The sequence below is a fragment of the Streptomyces sp. NPDC004721 genome (assembly GCF_053601495.1).
Map to the genome: position 1 here is coordinate 1 of NZ_JBSGBZ010000142.1, position 3101 is coordinate 3101.

The window sequence follows — 3101 nt, forward strand, 5'->3', positions numbered from 1 at the left end:
TGTTCGCCATGTACCCGCAGTGGGGCTGGAGCACCGACGACGCCCTCAAGGTCATCGCCCTCCTGCGCCGCTTCTCCTCCGTCACCTGCCTCAACGGGCACGTCCACCAGCTGTTCACCAAGACGGAGGGCAACATCACCTTCCACTCCGCCACCACCACCGCCTACCCCCTGCCCAAACCGGGCCGTGCCCCCGCCCCCACCCCGCAGGTCGTGCCCGCCCGGCAGCTCAAGGACGCGCTCGGCATCCGCACCGTGGGCTACCGGCAGGGCGACCGGGAGCTGGCGATCAAGGACGAGAGGCTGGCATGACCCTCTCAAGGCTCCTCGCCCCGGCCCTGCGTGTGGCGATCGCCGCCACGCTCGCCGGGAGCGGATACATCCACACCCAGCTCTACATCGACGAGTACCGCTTCATCCACGTCGTGGGCCCCCTGTTCCTGCTCCAGGCGAGTGTCTCCTTCGCGGTCGCCGCGCTGCTGCTGATCGGGATGCCGCCACTGCTGAAGCTCGCCGCCGCGGGTGTGGCGCTGGGTGCCCTCGGCGGCTTCGCCGCCTCCCGCACCGTGGGCGTGTTCGGATTCACCGAACACGGCCTGCAGCCCGCTCCACAGGCCCTGCTCAGCATCCTGGCCGAAACCGGCACCCTGCTGCTCCTCGCCATCTGGCAGGCCCTTGTGACCAGGCAACACCAGGCTGCCCGGCCTCCCCTCAGGGCACCCGTCTGGGACCAGGCCACCACCCGCACACCACCAAAGTGACGAACCAAGGAGTCTCCTCCATGCCACCGCAACTGCGACCAGCAACCGCCGGTCCGAGTCCGCGCCTGCGCGCACTGAGGGACACCGTGCGCGCCGTGCTCGGCCTGGACGACGACACCGCCGTCGTCATCCGCCAATTCACGTACACCGAACCCGGCCGCCCACCACTGGAAACCGTCGTTACCGTGCTACGCATGGACGGCGAGGCCCACCGCTGGACACTCCACCGCTCCGCCGACCAGATCACCGAGCGCGACCTACGGGCCGTCCTGCTCCACCACCGGCGGAACTGACCGGAACTGTGCTGTCGCCCGGCAGCGTGCAGTCGGACAGTGTCACGGAAGAAGCCGTCCCCTGGCGAGGGCAAGATCTTCGCGCCGGAGGACGTGTCGGGCGCCCACAACCCGTTGCCGGAGTCCGGCGGCTGACGTCGGCTGTTCGCTGCAAGTGCCCCTGACCGGCATCACGACTGGCCAGGGGCCCCGCCGTCACACGCAATCGGGCATTCTCCCCACCGGTGTCGGTGTGCGCCAGCGGCCCGGATCGGTGCGGGATGCATGGTGGTCGGAATCAAGCCGAGGAGGCGCGGTCGCGCCGTCACGTTTCGTGTCCTGGCTGTGACGTTGGTAGAGGGCGCTCTTTACAAGGATGTCGACCTTGCAACCATCCACCGTCACCCGTGACACTTTGGTTTCATGCCGCGCTGTACGTAGTGACCCCGGATGGGGTCAGGCGCCTGCACTCCGGGGGGAGGCTCGCGGGCGCCAACGTGCAGGGGCAGGCCAGCTCCCCCCCGTGGCGGGTCTGCCCCTGCTCGAAAGGCCGGTCTGGGCGGCCAACACGTGGCAGGGCGCCCAGGCCTTTTCGGTGAGCGTGGTGACAAGGGCCCGCTCTTCAGGCTCGCGGCAGCCTGCCGGTGCAGTAGCCCGTAGGCTGGACCGGCCCACCCAACCCTTCGCGTCAGCGCGCCCACGGTCGGGCCAGCCCACGCCGTCCCGTCCGGCGACGTGGACGTGCGTGCAGGCCTTCACCGCCTGGTCGACCTGTCCGTTCTGGTCGACAAGGACGACGAGCTCCAGCGGCGCCGCCGCGAGCTGAGTGAATTCAGCCGCACATCTCCAGCGCGCGTCCCAGAACTGCGGCGGGGGGCGACGCCGCGGGCGTCAGCAGGGCCGAGACTCACAGGCAGAAGATGGCCCGCACCGGCCCACGGCGCAGCCTGGCCAGCTCCGAGACCGGTCCCTGCGCGCCCCGGATGCCACCAACGAGTAGGTGGAGGTCAGCAAGACCATGGCGACGCGCTGTGCCGAGTGTGCCCGCATCATCCGCGGCTCGGTCGCGCCCGCCGCCGGTTCCGCCCCGGCCGGCCTCAGCTCGCCGCCCTCTTGACGAGCGTGCTGATGCGCTGTTCGTCGGCTGCGGTCAGCTCCTTCAGGGCACAGGCGGTCGACCACATGGCGCCGTCGTCGAGTGCCGCCTGGTCGCCGAATCCGAGTCGGGTGCAGCGCTGGTGTGGAAAGGGCCCGGAGGCCATGAGTGGAGTACCGCATGGAGCGGCCACGGTCAGAACGAGCCTCCGGGGGGCGCTCAGGCTCCGAGATGGAGGGGGCACCGTTCGCGAGTGCCGGCAGAGTAGTGGCGTGCGCGGGGAGCTGGCGAAGTGGTGGGTTGTTCTGGCCGCCTGTGCCGCGGCGAGAAGACCACAGCACAAGCGCCACCCGGATTGCGCGGGATTGGGTGACACCGACTCCGCAGCACAGCCCGATGAACTGTGCCGTGTGCCGATGCCGCATGATGCTCGTCATGGGTAGCTCGGTCGAGCAGATCAAGATCTGGTTCCGGTTCATTCCTCGCGAGGGGTGGCTCCCGCAGGACACCGAGGGCCTGTGGGCGACCAGGCTCAGCGCAGACACGGCCAGGGTGCAGAGCGTTCCCTTTCTTCAGGACGGCGTGGCCGAGGGCGACGTTGTGCGGTTCCAGACCGATGCAGACGGACTGCACTGGGCCGTCGGACGGGTCAGCGCCTCCGGCAACTGCACGATTCGCGTTGTCCCCGTGCCCAGCGGCCCGCTGGGGCGCAACCCCCAGGCGATGCATCAGCGTTTCGCGCCGTTCAGGCTAGGCGGCGAGGTCTTCAGCGAGGACTTCCCCATGGTGGCCATGAACGCACCGGCTGGCGCCGACTTCACGGGAATCAAAGCCCTCCTGACCCACGGGCAGGAGGCCGGATGGTGGCACTACGAGCTCCGGAACCTGTCAAAGGGATCAAGGCAGATAGATCGTTCTAACGTTGTGCCGGGATCAGTGGACCGTCTGGTGCCGGCTTGTTGATCCAGGCCGC

Annotated in this window: 4 protein-coding genes and 1 pseudogene; 4 read left to right on the plus strand and 1 reads right to left on the minus strand. The window is 69.1% G+C overall.

All coding sequences use genetic code 11. From position 1 onward, the window contains the following. The 3 genes and pseudogenes from ACWEK3_RS42240 to ACWEK3_RS42250 all read left to right on the plus strand — a co-directional run. Positions 1–311, plus strand: a pseudogene (locus ACWEK3_RS42240) (metallophosphoesterase); the annotation flags it as partial. Continuing rightward, positions 308–760: a hypothetical protein gene (locus ACWEK3_RS42245; protein ID WP_450547607.1), complete on the plus strand. Its 453-nt coding sequence runs from the start codon at positions 308–310 to the stop codon at positions 758–760. The pseudogene ACWEK3_RS42240 and the gene ACWEK3_RS42245, both read left to right, overlap by 4 nt. A gap of 20 nt (positions 761–780) precedes the next feature. After that, the gene (locus ACWEK3_RS42250) at positions 781–1053 is read left to right on the plus strand and encodes a hypothetical protein (RefSeq protein ID WP_450547608.1); all 273 of its coding nucleotides are present in this window, start codon (positions 781–783) and stop codon (positions 1051–1053) included. Positions 1054–2129: 1076 nt separating this feature from the next. Here ACWEK3_RS42250 and ACWEK3_RS42255 read toward each other — a convergent pair. Then, entirely contained in the window at positions 2130–2294 is a 165-nt protein-coding gene (locus tag ACWEK3_RS42255; protein ID WP_450547609.1) for a hypothetical protein, read from the minus strand. 269 nt (positions 2295–2563) lie between these two features. Between ACWEK3_RS42255 and ACWEK3_RS42260 the strand changes: the two genes are divergently transcribed. Continuing rightward, complete coding sequence (locus ACWEK3_RS42260; RefSeq protein ID WP_453252257.1) at positions 2564–3091, plus strand: DUF4265 domain-containing protein; 528 nt, start codon at positions 2564–2566, stop codon at positions 3089–3091. The last annotated feature ends 10 nt before the right edge of the window (positions 3092–3101 follow it).